Source organism: Paracoccus simplex (assembly GCF_042648325.1).
Classification (GTDB): Bacteria; Pseudomonadota; Alphaproteobacteria; order Rhodobacterales; family Rhodobacteraceae; genus Paracoccus; species Paracoccus simplex.
Genome location: NZ_JBHRXE010000026.1, coordinates 1 through 19,173 on the forward strand (window position 1 = coordinate 1; position 19,173 = coordinate 19,173).

The 19,173-nt window shown below is 61.3% G+C and carries 18 protein-coding genes and 3 pseudogenes; 15 read left to right on the top strand and 6 right to left on the bottom strand.

Going from position 1 to position 19,173, the window contains the following annotated elements:
- From hybE to hypE, 8 genes are all read left to right on the top strand, one after another.
- The coding region (gene hybE / locus ACFOMP_RS10560) for a [NiFe]-hydrogenase assembly chaperone HybE (protein ID WP_379030213.1) at window positions 1-432 on the top strand (432 nt) is incomplete at its 5' end.
- Complete coding sequence (locus ACFOMP_RS10565; protein WP_051416312.1) at window positions 429-1,331, top strand: hypothetical protein; 903 nt, start codon at window positions 429-431, stop codon at window positions 1,329-1,331. The genes hybE and ACFOMP_RS10565, both read left to right, overlap by 4 nt.
- Complete coding sequence (gene hypA, locus ACFOMP_RS10570; RefSeq protein WP_104494084.1) at window positions 1,324-1,665, top strand: hydrogenase maturation nickel metallochaperone HypA; 342 nt, start codon at window positions 1,324-1,326, stop codon at window positions 1,663-1,665. Before ACFOMP_RS10565 ends, hypA begins: the two co-directional genes overlap by 8 nt.
- Window positions 1,665-2,588: a hydrogenase nickel incorporation protein HypB gene (gene hypB, locus ACFOMP_RS10575; RefSeq protein ID WP_028714002.1), complete on the top strand. Its 924-nt coding sequence runs from the start codon at window positions 1,665-1,667 to the stop codon at window positions 2,586-2,588. Before hypA ends, hypB begins: the two co-directional genes overlap by 1 nt.
- A gap of 3 nt (window positions 2,589-2,591) precedes the next feature.
- Window positions 2,592-4,073, top strand: a complete 1,482-nt coding sequence (locus ACFOMP_RS10580; protein WP_028714001.1) for a sigma-54-dependent transcriptional regulator — start codon at window positions 2,592-2,594, stop codon at window positions 4,071-4,073.
- 2 nt (window positions 4,074-4,075) lie between these two features.
- The gene (hypC, locus tag ACFOMP_RS10585) at window positions 4,076-4,360 is read left to right on the top strand and encodes a HypC/HybG/HupF family hydrogenase formation chaperone (RefSeq protein ID WP_028714000.1); all 285 of its coding nucleotides are present in this window, start codon (window positions 4,076-4,078) and stop codon (window positions 4,358-4,360) included.
- Window positions 4,357-5,493: a hydrogenase formation protein HypD gene (gene hypD, locus ACFOMP_RS10590; protein WP_104494083.1), complete on the top strand. Its 1,137-nt coding sequence runs from the start codon at window positions 4,357-4,359 to the stop codon at window positions 5,491-5,493. Before hypC ends, hypD begins: the two co-directional genes overlap by 4 nt.
- A gap of 15 nt (window positions 5,494-5,508) precedes the next feature.
- On the top strand, window positions 5,509-6,564 hold the full coding sequence (gene hypE / locus ACFOMP_RS10595; RefSeq protein WP_104494082.1) for a hydrogenase expression/formation protein HypE: 1,056 nt from the start codon (window positions 5,509-5,511) through the stop codon (window positions 6,562-6,564).
- Window positions 6,565-6,711: 147 nt separating this feature from the next.
- Here hypE and ACFOMP_RS10600 read toward each other — a convergent pair.
- A pseudogene (locus tag ACFOMP_RS10600) lies at window positions 6,712-7,434 on the bottom strand (IS3 family transposase); the annotation flags it as partial.
- On the opposite strand from ACFOMP_RS10600, the pseudogene ACFOMP_RS10605 reads away from it, so the two are divergent.
- Window positions 7,435-7,998, top strand: a pseudogene (locus ACFOMP_RS10605) (IS3 family transposase); the annotation flags it as partial. It abuts the pseudogene before it with no gap.
- Between the two features lie 99 nt (window positions 7,999-8,097).
- A pseudogene (locus ACFOMP_RS10610) lies at window positions 8,098-8,358 on the top strand (transposase domain-containing protein); the annotation flags it as partial.
- 144 nt (window positions 8,359-8,502) lie between these two features.
- Here ACFOMP_RS10610 and ACFOMP_RS10615 read toward each other — a convergent pair.
- The 4 genes from ACFOMP_RS10615 to ACFOMP_RS10630 all read right to left on the bottom strand — a co-directional run bounded on the left by ACFOMP_RS10615 (window position 8,503) and on the right by ACFOMP_RS10630 (window position 14,424).
- Complete coding sequence (locus ACFOMP_RS10615; RefSeq protein WP_072463932.1) at window positions 8,503-9,468, bottom strand: response regulator; 966 nt, start codon at window positions 9,466-9,468, stop codon at window positions 8,503-8,505.
- Window positions 9,465-9,662 carry an ATP-binding protein gene (locus ACFOMP_RS10620; RefSeq protein ID WP_379030289.1) on the bottom strand — a complete coding sequence of 66 codons (198 nt, stop codon included), beginning with the start codon at window positions 9,660-9,662 and terminating at the stop codon, window positions 9,465-9,467. The genes ACFOMP_RS10615 and ACFOMP_RS10620 overlap by 4 nt, the downstream gene beginning before the upstream one ends.
- Before the next feature lie 133 nt (window positions 9,663-9,795).
- On the bottom strand, window positions 9,796-10,464 hold the full coding sequence (locus ACFOMP_RS10625) for a DUF3011 domain-containing protein (RefSeq protein ID WP_197025573.1): 669 nt from the start codon (window positions 10,462-10,464) through the stop codon (window positions 9,796-9,798).
- A 465-nt stretch (window positions 10,465-10,929) separates the two neighbouring features.
- Window positions 10,930-14,424, bottom strand: coding sequence for an autotransporter outer membrane beta-barrel domain-containing protein (locus ACFOMP_RS10630; protein WP_379030222.1), 3,495 nt, complete (start codon window positions 14,422-14,424; stop codon window positions 10,930-10,932).
- 328 nt (window positions 14,425-14,752) lie between these two features.
- Here ACFOMP_RS10630 and ACFOMP_RS10635 point away from each other — a divergent pair, with 328 nt between their 5' ends.
- From ACFOMP_RS10635 to ACFOMP_RS10655, 5 genes are all read left to right on the top strand, one after another.
- Complete coding sequence (locus tag ACFOMP_RS10635) at window positions 14,753-15,364, top strand: outer membrane protein (protein WP_379030225.1); 612 nt, start codon at window positions 14,753-14,755, stop codon at window positions 15,362-15,364.
- A gap of 39 nt (window positions 15,365-15,403) precedes the next feature.
- Window positions 15,404-15,772, top strand: a complete 369-nt coding sequence (locus ACFOMP_RS10640; protein ID WP_379030228.1) for a hypothetical protein — start codon at window positions 15,404-15,406, stop codon at window positions 15,770-15,772.
- Between the two features lie 167 nt (window positions 15,773-15,939).
- Complete coding sequence (locus tag ACFOMP_RS10645) at window positions 15,940-16,368, top strand: lysozyme inhibitor LprI family protein (RefSeq protein ID WP_379030231.1); 429 nt, start codon at window positions 15,940-15,942, stop codon at window positions 16,366-16,368.
- A 53-nt stretch (window positions 16,369-16,421) separates the two neighbouring features.
- Window positions 16,422-17,249, top strand: coding sequence for a hypothetical protein (locus ACFOMP_RS10650; protein WP_379030234.1), 828 nt, complete (start codon window positions 16,422-16,424; stop codon window positions 17,247-17,249).
- A gap of 241 nt (window positions 17,250-17,490) precedes the next feature.
- Window positions 17,491-18,546 (top strand): transporter substrate-binding domain-containing protein, encoded by a 1,056-nt coding sequence (locus ACFOMP_RS10655; protein WP_379030237.1) that lies wholly within the window; start codon window positions 17,491-17,493, stop codon window positions 18,544-18,546.
- Between the two features lie 14 nt (window positions 18,547-18,560).
- On the opposite strand, the gene ACFOMP_RS10660 is transcribed toward ACFOMP_RS10655, so the two are convergent.
- Complete coding sequence (locus tag ACFOMP_RS10660) at window positions 18,561-19,163, bottom strand: hypothetical protein (RefSeq protein ID WP_379030240.1); 603 nt, start codon at window positions 19,161-19,163, stop codon at window positions 18,561-18,563.
- Window positions 19,164-19,173: the final 10 nt, after the last annotated feature.

Below are 19,173 nucleotides of genomic sequence, written 5' to 3' on the forward strand. Positions count from 1 at the left end.
GGAAGCTGTGGGATAAGTCCGTCCGGGGAAAGGGGAACCTCGGCCTTAAGCCGATTTGTGCAACAGAGCCCCTCGGGCGAATATGAATTCATCCATAACAGCCGTGAGATGACCGGCCCTTACAAGGCCTGTTCGCTGTTCTCGCCGATGGCAGATTTCACCAGCCAGTTGCAGGCCGTCGATGTCGCGCGCGCGGTGATGGTCGAGCTGTTCAAACCCGAAAACCGCGACGGGACCGACCGCGCCGCCGAGATTCGCGCCGCCCGCGAGGCCGAGCTTGCGCCGCCGCCCGAGGCCGCATCCGAGGCCGGACCGGCATCGGATGCACCGATCCCCGATCCGCGCCCCACGCGCCGGGCGCTGCTGACCGGCGGGCTGGCCGCTGCTCCGGCAGAGGGCGACGATCCGGAGATATCCGGGGGCGTGGAATGATCTCTGCCGCCGTCAGCTTTCGCCTTTTGCCCCGCGACGGAGGGCTTGCCCTTGCGCAGGGGACGCAGGCGGGGCTGGCGGTGGATGCGCTGATGACGGGGCGCAGGGTGGATGAGGTCAGGCAGATGCTACCTGCCCTGTTCGGCCTGTGCCGGTCCGTGCAGGAATGGGCTATGGCGCTGGCGCTTGGGCTGCCGCTGCCGCCCCTGGACGATCTGCGCCGCGACATGATCCGCGACCATCTGGCCAGGCTGTGCCTGCATCTGCCGCCGCAGCTTGGGCTTGCGCCCCTGGCGTTGCCGCAGGGCTGGCAGGCGGGGGGGCGCGCGCTGCGGGTGGCGCTTTTCGGGCAGGATGGCCTGCCCGGACCCGGTGATCTGGCCGCATGGAGCGCGGGCCCCGCGCCGTTTGCGCGCCTTGTCGCGGCGGTTCAGGGGCATTTCGCGCCGGGCGAGGCGGTCAGCGATCTGCCGGCGATGACGGATCCGTTCGGCCACGGCCCTGTCGAGAACAGCCTTGCCACACGCCATGCCGGACATCCGCTGCTGATGGCGGTGCGGGGCGCATATGGTCACGGGCCTCTGGTGCATCTGCTGGCCCGGCTGGTCGATCTCGACGCCCTGTCGCGCGGGGCTTTCCCGCCGCCCCGCCGGATGGCACAAGGGGCGGCGCTGGTGCCCTGTTCGCGTGGTCTCTGCGCGCTTGAACTGCGCGCGGCCGGCGGCATCGTGACCCGCTTTTCGCGCCGCACACCCACCGATCACCTGCTGATGCCGGGCGGGCTGCTGGCGGCCAGCCTTGCGACACTTCCGCCGCACAAGGCGGATCGGGCGCCTTTGCTTGCCATGATCCTTGATCCCTGTATCCCTCTGCATCTGGAGGCCGGACCCCATGCATGAGATGTCGCTTTGCGAAGGGATCCGCGGCATTGTCGAGGATCAGGCCCGCCGCCACGGTTTTTCCCGCGTGACCCGGATGCGGCTGGAAGTCGGGCGCTTTGCCGGGGTGGAAAAGGCCGCGCTGAGCTTTGCCTTTGACGTGGTCATGCGCGGCAGCCCGGCCGAGGGCGCGGCCCTGGAAATGATCGACCTGCCGGGCCGGGCAATGTGTTTCGACTGTGCCGAACAGGTGGAATTGGACGACCGCCTGTCGCCCTGCCCCCTCTGTGGCGGTGGCAGGCTGATGCCCGAGACGGGGGACGAAATGCGGATCAGGGATATGGAGGTGATCTGATGTGTGGGATTTGCGGTTGCGGCAGCACGGTGACGGTGGACGGGCGCGAGATCAGCCATGACGAGGCACACCGGCTGGGCCTGGCCCATGAGCACGCGCAGGATCACAGCCATGGCCACGGGCACAGCCATGCCGCGAATGGTCACGCGCATGACCATGGTTCCGGCGATCACCACCACCATCATCATCACGACCATGCGCCGGGCCATGGTCACCATCACGACTACGGCGCGGGCGCGGCGGGTCTGTCGGTGCCGGGCCTGACCCAGCAGCGGCTGATCGAGGTCGAGACCTCGCTTCTGGCCCGCAATGACGGGTTGGCTGCGGGCAACCGGCGGGTGCTTTCGGCGCTGCGAGCCTTTGCGGTCAACCTTGTCTCATCGCCCGGTTCGGGCAAGACCACGTTGCTGTGCCGGACCATCTCGATGCTGGAAGGCCAACCGCTGGCGGTGATCGAGGGCGACCAGCAGACCGAGAACGATGCCGACCGGATCCGCGCCACCGGCGCGCGGGCGGTGCAGGTCAATACCGGCAAGGGCTGCCATCTGGATGCGCAGATGGTGGGCGGTGCGATGGATGCGCTGCGGCTGGAACCGGCCTCGCTGCTGTTCATCGAAAATGTCGGCAATCTGGTCTGCCCCGCGGCTTTTGATCTGGGCGAGGATGCCAAGGTCGCGATCCTGTCGGTGACCGAGGGTGAAGACAAGCCCTTGAAATACCCGGATATGTTTACGGCCGCAAGGCTTGCCATCCTGAACAAGATCGACCTTGCCCCCCATTGCGATGCCGATCCCGAGGTCTATGAGGCCAATCTGCGGCGGGTGAACCCCGGCATAGACATCCTGCGCCTTTCGGCCCGCACCGGCGAGGGGATGCAGGCCTGGATCGACTGGCTGCGCGCCGGTCTGGCGACAAAGGCCTGAGCCATGCCCACGCCGCGCCCCTTTGTCCTGCTGGTGGATGACGAGCCGCATTCGCTTTCGGCGATGCGCATGGCGCTTGAGGATGAGTTCGAAATCCTGACCGCCCCGGACGCCGCCGCCGCCGCCCGGCTGATGGAAGAGGAATGGGTGCAGGTGGTGGTCTGCGACCAGCGGATGCCCGGCCAGACCGGGGTGGAGTTCCTGACCGGGCTGCGCGAGCGCTGGCCGGAAACGGTGCGGCTTCTGATAACTGGCTATACCGATCCGTCGGCCATCGTCGATGCGATCAATCTCGCCGGCATCCATCAGTTTATCGCCAAGCCATGGCATCCCGACCAGTTGCTGATGGCGGTGCGCAATGCGGCGCAACTTTTCCATCTCGCGCGCGAGAATGAACGTCTGGCGCTGGAAATGCGCCGTCTTGCCTCGACCTCCGAGAGCCGGCTGGAAAAGCGGCGGCGGGCGCTGCGTCAGGAGCAGGGCTTCGACAGCGTGCTGCGTGCGCCCAACTCGCCGATGAACGGCACCGTTGACGCGGCTCGGCAATGTGCGGCCTTCGATGTCCCGGTGCTGCTGACGGGCGAGCAGGGCACGGGCAAGGAACAGCTTGCGCAGGCGATGCATCTGGCCTCACTCAGGGCTGACCGGCCCTTTTACGCGCTGGATCTGACCGGAATGCCCGATGAACTGGTCATGATCGAACTGCTGGGCGCGCGGCGCGGGGCGGTGGCTGGAGGAACCAGCCGGATCGGCCTGATTCAAAAGGCGGATCGCGGGACGCTTTATCTGTCGGGGATCGAGACCATCACGCCCGAATTGCAGCTTGTGCTTTTGCGGATCCTGTCGGGGCGCGGCTTCACGCCGGTCGGCGGGCAAGAGACGCTGACCAGCAACCTGCGCCTGATCGCCGGGGCCGGCACGGATTTGGCGGCGCTGGTGGCCGAAGGGCGATTCCGTCCCGACCTCTATTACGCTTTGGCGGTGGCCGAGATTGCGGTGCCGCCCCTGCGCGCGCGACGCAGCGATATCGCCATGCTGGCCCAGCACATTCTGGCCGAACTGGCTGCCCGCCACGGCAAGCCGGTGCATGGTTTTGACGGACGCGCGCTGGAGTTTCTGGAGAACTATGACTGGCTTGGCAATTTGCGCGAGTTGTCGAATGAGATCACCCGGATGCTGATCCTTGCGCAAGACAGCGTTCTGGGTGCCGATTTGATCTCTCGCCGGATCCTTCAGGGGCCGCCGGGTGAAGACGGCGCCGGCCGCCTGACCCAAGCGGTGCTTGTCGGAGACGGCAGCCTGAAAGAGCGGGTCGAACTGATCGAAATGCGCATCCTGCGCGAGACGCTGACCCGCCACCGCTGGAACAAAAGCCGCGCGGCGGCCGAACTGGGTGTGTCGCGGGTGGGCCTGCGCGCCAAGCTGGACCGCTATGGCGTCAAGGATCCGGCCGAGCGTCATGCCACCCCGGAAGAGGAGGAATAGCCATGTGTCTGGGAATCCCGGGCCGCATCACAGCCATGACCGATCCTGCGAGGATGATGGCCGTGGCCGAGATCTCGGGTGTGCGCCGCGAGGTCAATATCGCCTGCGTGGCCGAAGGGCTGCCTGAGGGGTTGATCGGCCGATGGGTGCTGATCCATGTCGGTTTCGCCATGAGCCTGATCGACGAGGACGAGGCGGCGCGCACGCTGGCCGCGTTGCATGAACTGGGCGAGGCGCAAGAGGCGCTTGAACAGATGGCCGAAGCCGACCGGGAGATGGCACGATGAAATTTGCCTCGGAATTCCGCGATCCCAAGGCAGCGCGCGCGTTGCTGGCCGCGATTGCATGCCGCGCCGACCAGATCGGCGCCAGCCGCGAAAAGCCGGTGCATATCATGGAGATCTGCGGCGGCCACACCCATTCGATCTTTCGCTATGGTCTGGACAAGCTGGTGCATGAGGGCGTGGAATTCATCCACGGCCCCGGTTGTCCGGTCTGCGTTCTGCCGCGTGCGCGGATCGACGAATCCATCCAGATCGCCAGGCGTCCGGCCGTCATCTTCACCACCTTTGGCGATGCGATGCGGGTGCCGGGCCGGTCGCAATCGCTGTTGCAGGCGCGGGCGGCGGGGGCGGATATCCGCATGGTCTATTCGCCGCTGGATGCCCTGGCTCTGGCCCGGAAATACCCCGAACGCGACGTGGTGTTCTTTGGTCTGGGCTTCGAGACGACGACTCCTTCGACTGCGCTGGCCATCCAGCAGGCCGCGCGGGAAGGGTTGGGCAATTTCAGCGTCTTCTGCAACCATATCACCGTGCCCGAACCCATCCACGCCCTGCTGAAGGATCCGCATATGGTGCTGGACGGGTTCATCGGGCCGGGTCATGTCTCGATGGTCATCGGGGTGCATCCCTATGATTTCATTGCCCGGGATTTCCAGAAACCGCTTGTCGTCGCAGGGTTCGAGCCGACCGATCTTCTGCAATCGGTGCTGATGGTGCTGGACCAGATTGCCGAAGGGCGCGCCGAGGTCGAAAACCAATATGCCCGCGTGGTCCCCGATGAGGGCAATCCGGTCAGTCTGGCCGCCATTGCCGATGTCTATGAACGGCGCCCCAGCTTTGAATGGCGTGGCCTCGGCGAGATCGACGCCAGCGGATTGCGCATCCGCCCGAAATACGCAGCCTTCGACGCCGAGGAAAAATTCGGCATCGGCTATGCGGTGGCGCGCAACCCGGCGCCGGAACCCGAGGGCTGCGCCTGTGGTGCGGTCATGGCGGGGCGGCTCAAACCGACGGCCTGCCCGCATTTTGGCAAGGGCTGCACACCGGACATGCCGCTGGGGGCGCTGATGGTCAGCTCGGAAGGGGCTTGCGCGGCCTATTGGCAATATGGCGGCGCACGGGTCGCAGCGGAATAGGAGGCGGGCCAGACCATGAACGCAATTGCTTTCGGAGCGCTGCGCGACAGCCATGTGACCCTGTCGCATGGCGGTGGCGGCAAGGCGATGGCCGATCTGATCGAAACCGTCTTTTTTCCCGCCTTCGGCCCCGGATCGGGCGAGGATCAGGCGCGGCTGACGGCGGATGCGCTGTGTGAACCCGGTGCGCGGCTGGCCTTGACCACCGACAGTTTCGTGGTCACGCCGCTGGAATTTCCCGGCGGGGATATCGGCAAGCTGGCGGTCTGCGGCACGGTGAACGATCTGGCCGTCGGCGGGGCGCGGCCGCTGTGGCTGTCGGCGGCGTTCATTATCGAGGAAGGCTGCGAGATCGCGCTGTTGCAGCGCGTGGTCGCCTCGATGGCGCGCGAGGCGGTGCTGGCGGGGGTGCGGATCGTGACCGGCGACACCAAGGTCGTCGGGCGCGGATCGGCGGACGGGCTGTTCGTCACCACCTCGGGCGTTGGCGTGATCCCGGCGGGGCGCGATCTGGCTGCGGCGCGGATCAGGCCGGGCGATGTCGTGCTGGTCAATGGCGTGCTGGGCGATCACGGCGCGGCCATTCTGGCGGCGCGCGGCGATCTGGCGCTGTCGACGGATCTGGTCTCGGACTGTCAGGGGCTTGGGCATCTGATGGAGGCGGTGCTGGCCGCCGCCCCCGGCACCCGCGCCGCCCGCGATGCGACCCGCGGAGGGCTTGCCGCGGCGCTGAATGAAATGGCGCTGGCGGCAGGATGCGGCATCGAGATCAGGGAAGATGCGCTGCCCCTGCGCCCCGAGGTGCGCGGGGTCTGCGAGATTCTTGGCCTTGATCCGCTCTATCTGGCCAATGAGGGAACCATGGTCCTGTTCGTGCCCGAGGCCGAGGCTGAGGCCGCGCTAACCGCGATGCGTTCCCGCCCCGAAGGGCAGGGCGCCGCAATCATCGGCCGCGCTGTGGCCGCATCCGAGGGAGGCGCCCATACGGCCCGTGTGCAGATGGTGACCTCCTTCGGCGGGCGCCGCATCGTCGACCGCCTTGTGGGCGAACAGCTGCCGCGGATCTGCTGAAACGGACCCTTGCCGCCTTTGCGTGACCTCAGCAGTCCGAATGGGGCAAGCGCGGCCTCGGTGCCTCATTTGATCGGGCATGGGCGTCAGTCGCGACCTTGCCGTAGGCTTTGGTCTACGGGGGCGGGGTGACCTGCCCCTGAACTTTCATCCAGCCGCGACCGGAGCCCGGTTAGTGTTTACGCCAATTGGCGCAGGTTGAGCAATCGCCCGACGCGCGGAGCTTTCATCTCGCGCAGCGGGGCGGGCGATTGCGGCGGTCAGGGTCCGCGCGTAGTCAGCCGGGGCCTGGTAGTCCAAGGCCGAGTGCGGGCGTTCGGTGTTGTAGTCGGCAGCCCAGGCGGCGATCACGATACGGGCATGGGCCAGGTTGCGGAACATGGTCTCGTTGAGCAGCTCGTCCCGCATCCGCCCGTTGAAACTTTCCACAAATCCGTTCTGCATCGGCTTGCCCGGGGCGATGTAATGCCACTCAATGTCGCGATCGGCGGCAAAGGTTAAGATCGCGTTACTGGTCAGTTCGGTGCCGTTGTCAGAGACGATCATCCCGGGCTTTCCGCGGCGTTCGATCAGGGCGGCCAGTTCTCGCGCCACGCGCCGCCCCGAGATTGAGGTGTCCGGGATCGCCGCCAAACATTCCCGGGTCACGTCATCGACGATGTTCAGCACCCGGCATCTTCGCCCGCAATCGAACTGGTCATGGACGAAATCCAGCGACCAGCGTGCATTGGGCCGCGCCTCGACCAGGATAGGGGCCCGTGTTCCGACCGCCTTGCGCCGCGCCTTCCGCTTGCGCACCGTCAGCCCTTCTTCGCGGTAGAGCCGATAGATCCGATTGATCCCCGAGGGCTCGCCCTCGCGGCGCAGCAACCCTGCCCGGACGACAAGGTGAACCGGGTCTTCGTGGCAGACATGCCGAACCAGCTGTGGGTCAGCGATTTCACCTACGTCTCAAGTTGGCAGGGCATGGTTTATGTGGCCTTCGTGATCGACGTCTTCGCCCGCAAGATCGTCGGCTGGCGCGTCTCGACTTCGATGACCACCGGTTTCGTCCTCGACGCTCTGAATCAGGCCATCTGCCAGCGCGCGCCGTCCGAGGCTGACAAGCTGATCCATCACAGCGACCGGGGCAGCCAATATCTCTCGATCCGATATACCGAGCGGCTGGCCGAGGCGGGCATCGACACCTCGGTCGGCAGCGTCGGTGATTCCTATGACAACGCTCTGGCTGAAAGCATCATCGGCCTGTTCAAGACCGAGGTCATCAAGTTCCTCGGCCCTTGGAAATCCGTGGGTCAAGTCGAGTGGGAAACCCTGAAGTGGGTCGACTGGTATAACAAGACGCGCCTGCACAGCGCCATCGGTTACGTCACACCGAACGAAGCAGAGGAGGAATTCTACACAAGCTTGAACGCCGCCGAAAAAGCAGCCTAATCATTGAACCAGAAACTCTCCGGTAAACCCGGGGCGGTTCACTGCGCAGCAGCGCGTCAGCCAAGCAATGTGGGGTTCAGCCGTCGGTTACTGGCCTTCGACATGGACTCCAACCTTGTCGAGAACGCGATCCGCAGCCCGGCCATGAACCGCCGCAACGCGCTGTTCGCCGGGCACGACGACGGCGGGCGCTCGTGGGCACGCTTCGCCAGCCTGATCGGCACATGCAAGATGAACGGTGTCGAGCCCTACGCCTACCTGCGCGATCTCTTCACCAAGCTCGCCAACGGCCATCTCGACAAGGACATTGATGCGTTGATGCCCTGGGCCTACGCCGCGGCGCCCCACTCCTCACAATGAGCTCATCCGGGTGTCCCCAGTGAGCTCATTCTGAGCGCGCACAAGGGCGAAAGCGGCAGCCGGATACGCCGAGCGATCCCGACCGCAAGCGAAAACCCAATGGGGCGGAGACGGCACTTACAGATATTCAATGCGCCGCTTCACTCAGGTCACCGGCTGCGCCAGTGGTACTGACAGAATCAACGCCACCAGTTCCGCCTGCCTTTGCACGCCGGTCTTGGAGAAGATGTTTCGCAGATGGAATGCGACGGTCGTGCCCGAGATCGCCAACCGGTCTGCAATCTGGCTGCGGCGCAGCCCTTCTGCCAACAAACACGCGACCTGGGCTTCCATCGGCGTCAGGCCGAACAACTGGCCAAGCGTCGCAGTGTCCATAGGAGGTTTGCTGTCTGTGCCGCTCAGTATCAGCATGGCGACCGCCTCATCATGGTGCGAGTGCGCTGGCAGCGACATCCCGATAATCATGAGCTGGCACCCATCGTCCAAGCGCAACCCCGTCGGCGCCATCCCTTTCCCCGGGGCCAACCCTGCGATCAACGCGGACAGCTTCCGGCCATTTTCGCCGCTGGCGGCAAAACGCCCACTCAGCGAGATTCCGGCCGCGCCCGACAAGCTTTGGGCCAGAGGATTGGCATGGACCACGCCGCCATTGGCATCGAGCAGCACCACGCCAAGAGCCAGGCGGTCGAGGGCGGCCAGGCCAGATCGATCTCCCGGCATTGCGCGCAACCTTTGCATCCGGTTCAGGCGCGCTTCAACGGTGGCACGAAGCAGGTCGTAATCAATGGGCTTGGTCACATAATCGTCGGCCCCCGCCATGCGCCCATCGATTACCTGCTGGCGCGAGGACAGGGCAGTCAGAAAGACAAAGGGCACGTCATCAAGATCGGGTCTCGTCCGGCGCAAATGGGACATGAACCTCTTGCCGTCCATGCCGGGCATCAGGATGTCACAGAGGATCAGATCGGGGCGCTGCCTTTCCAGACAGGCCAGCGCCTCGCGCGCATCTCCGGCGGCGCTCACGATGTAACCGGCCTCGTGCAGTTCGAAGGCGATGTCGTCGCGCAGGGATGGTTCATCCTCGACACACAGGATCAGTGGCGCGGTCATGCGACGTCATCCTTCGGCAGGTAAAGCGCGGCTGTCAGGCCTCCCCCGTCACGCTGCGTCAAGGTCACGTCTCCTCCCTGTATTCGCGCCAGATCGCGCGCAAGCGTCAGCCCCAATCCGGAGCCGGGCAAAGTCTCGTGCCCGCTGCCTCGGTAGAACCTGTCAAAAGCACACTCAATCTCTTCGGGCGACATACCCTGCACATGGGTCAACTCTCAGTGACAATTTTGGCCGTTGCCGGGTCAATTCTCAGTGGCAATCAACAGCTTACCGACACGGAGCTTGCCGTCCGCTTCGTCGGGGAGGCAGGATGGCGCATTTGTCGTATTATTCGTCCGGATCGTCGACCAGGCAACCCATGCCATGACAGCCTTGATAGTTGCCGTCCTCATCAAAGTTTGGCTCTCCCTGCGCATCAAATTGCGGCCTGGGGTCGATTTCATCGTCCGCGTCCGGATTGTCGACATAACAACCGATCCCGTGACAGCCGCTGTAATCATTGACCTGGTAATAGTTGTTGGTGGTCGTGTGGGCGTGACCTCGGTGGTTGTGCTCATCGCTGGTCATGCTGCCGACAAGAGCGCCGATAACGGCGGCGCCGACGACAGCACCGACGTCATGGCCGTGATCGTCATAAGCACGAGCATTTGCATCGTGACCACCACCACGGCCATGATGATAGCCGGCGACATCGGCAAAGACGCCGGCGCAGCCTTGGGCAACCCAGATGTATTGGCTTTTTGGATTGTAACCCCAAGTCTTGTTCAGAATGCACGAAGCGTTCGATATTTGATGGATGAGTTGCGGCTTTTTCAGCGGTCCAGCCCAGCATTCATCATATTTATGATTCCTCGAATGACACTCTACCGTGGCCTCGGCCATCACTGGAGCGGCTGCGGCGATGTTTATCCCCGCCCCCAACAGCGCAAAAATGGCGTAGCGGGCAATCAGATCGCGCCGCACAAGAGAAGCTGATTTTTTCCGTAGCATTTCCATGTCCTTATCGTCAGGATCGAAGCTCTGGCACCATCACGCACCTGATCGTTTCCTGCTTTGCTGACCGCGCCCCCGCGTGGCACCTTCAGTGGAAACCTGAAATCACCCGCATGTCGTGCCTCCCCCAACCATCGGCGGAGGAGGCATTGGAAGCGACTGTTCAGTAACCGAGGGGCGCGTTTCGGCAGTCTTGGCGCTGCGCCCCGTCCGAGCAGATCGGCCAATTGTCTGGATCATCGGGGTTATCGACCAAGCAGCCGACGCCGTGACAGCCATCATAATCGTCATAGCCACCGGATTCGTCACAGGCCGCCAGAGGGGCGATTGCCAAAAGCACAATAAGAAGTCCGGTCCGCATTGATGTTCTCCTGAGGTGGTATTCGTGTGAAAGCAGGATGACGCTGGCTGGTCTTATCGCGTCATCTGGGTTAGCGTCTCATCCCGGTCCTTCGGATGTTCCCGTCTCTAGAAACGCATACTGAAGGTGGCGCCAAGGCGGTGCTCGCGCGCGTCCGAGGCAAGCTGGCCCTGATAGTCCAGTCGCATGATTGCCTTCTTTCCAAGGTTCATGTCGACGCCCAGGTCCAGCACAGCCGCGTTGCGGGCAATTGCCGCGCCGGCGATGTCGAAGGTTGCGCCCCCGGCAAAGGCCATTGCAAGTTCCGGGTCAACGTCACCGAAGGCATGGCGCCAGCCGATTCCGCCGCTGACCGCGAGGTCATGCTCAGCAGATCTGATCGTCGTAGCCGCGCGCAACCCGATCGTGGTGAAGGTCGTGTTCATCACCCCTTCTACACCCCCAAGCGCCATGCTGCCGCCACGTTCGGCGAAGCTGTCTGTGCGCAACCGGACATGGGCCAGCCCGGCATAGGGCTCCAGTGCCATGTTGCCGTGATCGACACGGTGGCCGACCTCCGCAAACGCTTGCCAGACATGCCCATTATATTTCGACGAGAGCGGCGCGGCCATTTCACCGATGGCGGCGTGGCGATCTGTCTTCAAGCGGTAATCCGAATAGGTCAACCCGGCACGCAGGGCAGTCTGCCCCCATTCCGTGCCGGCATAGGCCCCGAGATGGATCCCGTTTCCTGATCCTGAGGAAACTCGATCATCCACGTCATACGAGCTGTCGCTCATCGCCAGCACGCCGCCCAGCCGCCAATCCTCGACTGGCGCATCATAGCCAAGGACAAGGCCGTGGGTTCTGCGGTCAAGCTGCGCAGCATTGCCATCGCCATCTGTCCGACCCCGGGCGCCAAAGGCATGGCCCCAATAGACCGGCCCATCAATCGTGGCGACGGCATCGACCGCCCCGTCGACGGTCAAGGCCATTACGCCACTCTTCGAGGCGCCGACCGTCCCGAATGCTGCGCGCAGACGTCCGTTTACCGCATCGCGCAGAAAGTGGCTTTCGTCGATCAACGCCCCCTGCATTGATGCATGGATCTCGCCCGAGACCGAGTCGAAGGCGCTCGCCGCCTCAGAGGCACCTAGATAGAGTGCCTCATCATAAACCGGGTTGCCGCTGCCCAGTGACTCCAGCCCGAAAGCCGAAGAAGCCTGGTTCGCGCTTTGTGCCACATCGGCGAAGGCGATATCCGAACGCCTCACCTCCAGCACAACATTGGCAGGAGAATTGTTCAGCGCAAAGCTGAGGAACGGTGCATCCGTCACCAGATCCCCCGCCAGCATGTTATAACCACCAGAGACGCCGCCAGTTGCGTCCAGCAACAGATACTCGCGTCCCAGCGACAGTCGCCCAGCCGTGGCGCGGTCAAGTGTTACGCTTGCGCCATTTTCGATCAACGCCTGATCCGAGACAGCGATACCGGGTTGGGCACCCCCAGCCACCGGACCGAATACGAGGGTCGAGCCTGCCTGCTGGGTAAAGCTTCCTTCAACCTTCAACGGTACCGCGCCGCCTGTGGCTACCGCGCCGCCATCGGCTACCGTCAAGCCGTGGAAGGTGCCCGTGCCGCCTGCCGTGCCGCCATTCTGCACGGTCGTATGATCATTCACGGTGCCGTCATTGGCAAAACCGCCGGAAACAAGAACCTTACTGGCAAGCGACCCTTTCGAGGTCAGGACCAATCCTGCACCGGTATTGATCCTGGTCGCACCGGTATACTGATTGTTGCCGGCCAGCGTCTGCACGCCACCCTGAACGATCAGGCCGCCGCCGTGATGCGTGTTTTCCGCGTCAAGGTCGGTGATCGTCCCTCTGAAACTGTCCTGCGCCGCCGTCAGCACCAGATTGCGGTCGTAAAGCAGCACCGTGCCAGAGCCGGACAGGCTGCGAATCCGCGCATCATTATACGCATCTGACACCCCCCAGAATGCGATGCGATTACCCTTGTCGCCGATGTCCAGCGTGCCATCCGCCACCACCCGCGACGAGGTTTCGATGCTGCCGATGCCGGCCAGTTCGAGCTTGCCATCCGTCTCAATCACGGTCTGACCGGTATAGGTGTTGGCATTGGAAAGCCGCAATTGGGCGTGTTTTGCCACCGTCAGATCGCCAGCGCCCGAGATCACCCCGGCCGCGCCGAAATAGCCAACGGTGTATTCGGTCCCGTCATCATCCTTCATGGGAAACGGGCTGCCCATCTCTGCCGTTACCCGCGACAGCCCGATTTCGTCCACAGCAGGGGTATCCGTGGTGAAATTGTTGGCGCTGACAAAATATGGCGTATAGGCGGTGGACTGGTTTTCCAGGTCATACATGACCGACTGGCTCACAAAGAAGTCCATACCAGCTATGAACTGCACCGGCGTGTCTGCGTTCCCCTCGATCTCGACGACATCAATGTTGGAAAGACCGACCGGCATACCCTCCCCCGCCACAAGATTCAGCGAAGGGATCGTCTTGTTGCCATCCTTGTCGATGTCGACCCTGACCCCGGACGCGACAAGGGCATTCAGACGCGCCGTGCTGATGGTGATCTGCCCACCGCCGGGTGTTCCGGTGTCCAGCAACGTGGCAACCTTGGTGAGGCTGGGGGCGGCATCATCGTCACCGAATGCCAGGGTGTAATTCCCCTCGAACTCGGCAGAGGCAGGTGCGCCAGATCCGGGGAAGTTAGGCAAGGTACCCTTGGCGTCGTCGCCATTCTTGTCGCCCCAGGGCATGACCGAGGTGAACTGTGCACGAACCGCAGAATTCACATCCACGATCAGGCAGGGGGAACAACCCGGTGTAAGACCCTGCTTGCCCGACTCGGTATTGCCGTTGGCGGCAATGACATAGCCCGTCTTCGTCGCCCGCCCGATCAGCCCCGATGTGCTTGCCCATTCGCGGCCCAGGTAGTCGCCGGCACCGAAGGTTCCCCAAAGGGTTCCGCCATCGTCAATGGGCTTGTCCTGTGCCATCTGCTTGCGGGCATTGAGGTCGGCATAATAGGCTGTCTTCGACCCATCCTCGTTGGTAACGACATAGACAGGATCCGCGCTCAGCATCGGCTTTTCCGGCCCCTTGTAATCGGCCGTGTAAATGACATCGACGATCCGCGCCACCTGATAGGTGGATTGCCCCGCAACCGGCAGGGTAAAGCTCTCGGAGCCGTCTGCTGCATGATAGGCGATGTCATCTACATCGACCTGCTGCAACAGGTAGCCATAGGTGCCGTCACCATAGAAATAGCCTCGGGGCTCAGTGCCCGGCGTCGGTTTCACCCCGCTGACATCGGAACCGAGCTGCATATTGGCGCTATCCGAACCGGTGTCGAACAGCATCTGCCGTCGCTGACCATCATTTGTGGAAACCCAGATGGTGATGCGACTGAGCTCGTCATTCCCCTTGTCGTCCTTAACATACAGGTAATCAAGTGGGACTGACCTTGGATCGGACAAGGCCGGAGATGATGCCAGGCCCAGCCCGACAAGCAGAGCCAGCCCAGCCGTCGACCCGCCAAGCCGTCTGAGCAGGAACTTGCGATTCCCAATCGTATTGCACGTCACCATGTCGCGTCTTTCCTTATGCGAAATCACCCGGCGCGGATGCCGCGACGCGCCCCGAAGTCGCACCCCGGTTTTCCACCGGTGTTCAACATCGTCTTCGCCAGCAGCCGCACAGCCAGGATCCGGTCATACCAGCAAGACAATACATATTCCTGGCGGTCGTCATCCCGCTATGACTATCATGATTCGCACATTTTATAACGGAACGCACATATTCGGCGGCTGTGCAGGTGCTCGAGGTTGCGGCTCGATGCTGTGGGATAATATGCCCGGACAAAGGCAGAGTAGGGGCTATCGGCCTGTTTCTGTATACTAACTATTTGGAGAATAAATGATGAAACGACTTGGTGTCATGTCGATTGCAGCGCTGGCCATTGGCGGCGCGGCAAATGCTGGTTCGTATGCGGCTCCGATCATTGAAACTCCCGTGATCGCACCCGCAGCTCCCGCGCTGAGCCACAGCAACACCTGGACCGGTTTCTATGCCGGTATGCAGATGAGCTATTCGGATTTCTCGGTAAATCGCGACGGCGTCGATGATGCAACCGGCGGCGTCTACGGGATCCATGCCGGTTATAACCACCAGCTTCACAACAACATGGTCATCGGTGGAGAGATTACCTTCGATCACTCCAGCGCCGACAGCGACGTCTGGCAGGTCGAACGTCTGATAACGGTTCGCGCCAAGGTGGGATATGCCCATAATAATTGGCTGGTCTATGGCTTGGCAGGCTATGCACACGCCCGGACCGAAGGCGCCGACCGTGCCCATGGGAAGAGCGGCGGCGCAGTTTTCGGCATCGGCGCCGATTATGCCGTATCCGACAAGTGGCTGGTCGGTGGATCCTGGGAAGGTTATCGTTTCAGTGACTTCAAGAACGACCCCGACAACATGGAAGTTGATGGCGGCTCCGTTCGGTTCCGTGCGTCCTATAGGTTCTGATATTTTGCTCCTTGCGGAGCATCTTGGAGAGAATACACGATGAAGCTTAAAATGCTATCCGCTATTGGCGTGGCTTGCACCCTTGCGGCATGTGCCGAGAACCCTGACAATATTCGCGCGGGCTATACCTCGACCGCAACTTATCAGAACATGTCCTGCCAGCAACTGGCATCCGAGGCTATCACTGTCTCGAATCGCGCGCATGATGCCGCGAATGTTCAGCGCCGCCATCAAACCCGCGACGAAGTTGCTATGGCGGCGGGGCTGGTGGTGTTCTGGCCGGCACTTCTGTTCGTTCACGGGAATGACCAGACCACATCGGAAGTTGCACAACTGCGTGGCCAGATGCAGGCAATCGAGCAGGTTTCGGCCGCCAAGAATTGCGGAATGGTCTTCCAGCGTACATAACGCTTGGCCGGTAAAGACGGGCGCGACAAGCGGCCTGGGGAAACTCGTAATGAACCCGCAGGCTCGCTTCCGTAGAAGCGAGCCTGTGTCCATATTGCAATCAATCTGGTTTCATAGGTTATCACCTGAGTTAATATCTTCCTTGCCAGCGACGCGAGGAATGCGTCATGAAGAAAGTGGAGGCGTCTATGAAACATATCGTCCTGGCAGCATTATTCTGCACGTTATCCTTATCTGCCGCGCAGGCGGATCAGTGCATGGATAAGGCAGTGGATCAGGCTTCAATGAACCGCTGCGCGGCGCAAGCCTATGAGAAATCCGACGCGGATCTGAACAGGTATTTCCATGAGATCAGGCAGCGACTGGCTGATGATGTGGATGCCCGGCATCTTCTGCGCGATTCACAGCGCGCCTGGATCACGTTTCGCGACGCGGAATGCGCCTTCGCCGCCTCGGCAGCGACTGGTGGCAGCGTCTACCCCATGGCGCACGATCTGTGCCTGGCCGACCTGACGCAGAAGCGCGCGCATGAACTGCGACAGTATCTGGAATGCGAAGAGGGCGATATGACCTGCCCTGTTCCATTTTCAGGATGACAGGTTTGGGAGTGTATACTGTGAGAATGACGACCTGTTTCATAAGCATCGTGATGGTCCTTGTCGCAACGGCCGTACCTGCCTTGGCTGAGGGGGGTGATCCCTGCGCGGGTATCGACACCAATCTGACGGATAAGCGCGCCAGAGAATATGCCCACCTGATCGTCGATGCCTTTTCCAAGGATCTGAAGCCATCCGAACGTTTCAAACCTTCAGATGTCGAGGTTGGGTCCTTTCTGGAAAGCGATGAATGGAGCGCGGTGAGCGCATCCATTCCCACCGCTGATATGGCAATGTTCTTCTTCCAGGAGGTCGGTGGCAAGAAACAGTTCAAGGACGTGTGGGGCGGCATTGCCGAAGCTTCCGAAGCCCCGCAATTGATCAAATGGGCAGAGGATCTGGGTGCACCGCGTAATCTTGCAACCTGCTTCGCGGACCAAGTCACCTTCGATGATAGTGCAGACTCTCCATTCGGTTTCACAGTCGATCTGACCTTCTCGACCAAGGCAGAGGAACGTCTGACCGCGCTGCATGAGGAGGTTGTCGTATCAGCCTCCTACTATGGCGACCCTTCTGAAAAAGGTAAGGAATTCGTTGATGATGTCGGGCGATTTGACCTTGGCACGGAGACCGTGCAGGTGCCGGCTTCGCCCGGAATCGCCGAGATCAGTGGCAATCAGGTTGGCGAAAGTGACCTCGAATGGATAGAGGGTCGACCTAATGTCAATGTCAATGTTTTCACTGCTCGCATCAGCGGCGACGACAATCTCATAAGTTGCGATTTCATTGACGGCCCACTTGACGATGTCATTCAGTCCATGCCCGTCGCGCTGCACTGCACCCTGATCGAAGAGGAGGTCGATGCCGAGCTGAAGCCATGACATGCGCGCTTTGGGAAATCCCCCGGTTTCTCTGACCACGACTTCTCATCGCAACCAATCGCACGCGTATCAGAATGGAACTGCCACCAACAGATCACTACCAAATCTGAGTTATGGTTGTCGGCGGCCGCTTGCAGGTCCTTCGATACCCGGAACTGCTCACAGCGACCCCGGCGACCACGATGGATCTCATGACCTCGAGGAGGATAGCCGGTTGACGCGTATATTGATGCCTGTCGTCATGTCACTGCTTCTGGCATTACTTGCGGCGCGCAGCGACGCGCAGGATGCGCCGCCGGAAGAATTGGTGGTCGGAGTCTATGTCAGCCCACCTTTCGTCGAGGAGCACGACGATGGCAACTATTCCGGCATGGCAATCGATCTCTGGGAAACTGTTGCCGACCGGATGGATCTGGCTTTTCGCTATGCCACTTATCCAACCTTCGGCTCACTGGTCCGTGCCACGGCCAGTGGCGAGGTGGATGCGGCCGTTACCAATCTGACCATTACCCGTGAACGTGCCGAGCTCATCGCATTCACCCAGCCGTGGTATGATGCCGGGTTAAGGATCATGGTGCCCAGTCAGGGGGGGGGCGGGTTTCGAGGCATGCTGAACGGGCTTCGGAATGCCGGCCACCTCCGCGCCTACATATTTCTACTGTCAATGATCCTGGTCGCTACTGTTGGTCTGTCACTCTTTGATCGGCGATTTGATCCGGATCACCCCAGGCGATGGCGTGAATCCATCGCGGAAAGTTTCTATCAGGTGATGTCGATTATCACCTCGGGGCGAACTGCGCGCAAGAACCTGTTCGGCTGGGTCGGGCGCATCTGGCAGGCTATCTGGCTTATCGTCGGCGTCGCGGTTATCGCCTATATTACTTCATCGGTGACGAGCGTCATGACCACCGTGTCACTGACCCAAGGCATCTCCGCGCTGTCGGACCTGCCCGGCAACACGGTTGGTGTCCTTTCCGGCAGCGTTGCTGAGCAATATATGCGTGATATGGGTGTCGCCACGCGTTCATACGTCAATATCGATGCTTCGGTTGTCGCACTGCGCGAGGGGCGACTGGACGCGGTGGTGGGAGATGCGCCCATCCTTGAACATTATGTCCTTACACATCAGAAGGATAACCTGGCGGTGGTCGGCAACTTGTTTCATCCGGACAAATACGGCTTTGCCTTCCCGCATGAAAGCAACCTGACGACACCGACTACACTGGAGCTTCTGGACCTTCAGGAAGACGGTACGTTAGGGAACCTGAGGTTGGAGTATTTCGGCAGCAGAAATTGACTTTCACCTGACGATCAGCCAATCGTCTCGAACAGGCTAACAATCCAAATTACCTCGAATATGATGGCAAATACGGCGAAAATGGCATGATAGCGGTCTGATCTCCATGCCAGTGCAGCTAAGGTGCCGGCGATCAGGATTGCTTGCCTGATTGGATAATACCAACCGTATCGGTGGTAATAATAATCGCCGCCTTTGATCAAGGTGTCGACAACGTCAACTGTCAGTAACATCAGCAACAGGATATAAAAACCACGCCGACGCTTCTTGAAATAGTCCTCAAAGCCAAGATACTCATCCATCTTATCTGGAAAGATGACGGCCGACATCGCGACGAACAAGAAGGCATAAAATATCAGGAAGATATATATGTTGAATGACCAGTCCTGGCGATGAGCGAGCGCGAATTCGAACCACCAGAAGTGGATGATGAACAAGACAAGAAACAAGGCCCATGTGAAATGTGGAAGGTATATCCTCTCTCGGCCAGGGTGTTGTATGAAACGTGTCATCCCCGTGATTAAACGACTAACACTGAGCCCTAACACCATACCAAGAATAATGCGGACATGAGTGAAGACCTCAGGACCATTGATCGTGCCATGAATGTCGTTCATGCTATTTCAC